This window comes from Streptomyces sp. CA2R106, from assembly GCF_037034245.1.
In the GTDB taxonomy this organism is placed as follows: Bacteria; Actinomycetota; Actinomycetes; order Streptomycetales; family Streptomycetaceae; genus Actinacidiphila.
The window spans coordinates 1-392 of record NZ_JBAGKC010000190.1; the positions used below are offsets into that span (position 1 = coordinate 1).

1 protein-coding gene is annotated in these 392 nt (G+C 79.3%); it reads right to left on the reverse strand.

Annotation, left to right across the window (positions count from 1 at the left end; all coding sequences use genetic code 11):
- The coding region (locus tag WA788_RS35680; protein ID WP_335984676.1) for a KR domain-containing protein at positions 1–392 on the reverse strand (392 nt) is incomplete at both ends.

Genomic DNA, 392 nt, shown 5'->3' on the forward strand with positions numbered 1-392 from the left:
ACTGGCGTGCCAGGCCCTCGGTCTGCGGCGTCCGGCCGGCCGCGGCGCGCGGTGCCCGCCCGCCGACCAGCGCGCGCAGCATGACGGGCAGGTCGGAGCGGCCGCGCAGGACGGCGGCGTCGACCCGGCCGAGGCCCACCAGCGGGGGACCGGCGGCGACCGCGCGGTCGAACAGCCGCATGCCCTGGGCCACGGACAGCGGCGGCATGCCGGAGCGCTCCAGGCGGCGCATGTCGGCGTCCGACAGCGCCCCGGTCAGGCCGACTTCGGGGGTCCATGGGCCCCACGCCATCGACACGGCGGGCAGCCCCTCGTGCCGGCGCCGGGCGGCGAGCGCGTCGAGGAAGACGTTGGCGGCGGCGTAGTTGCCCTGGCCGGGGCTGCCGATGAGG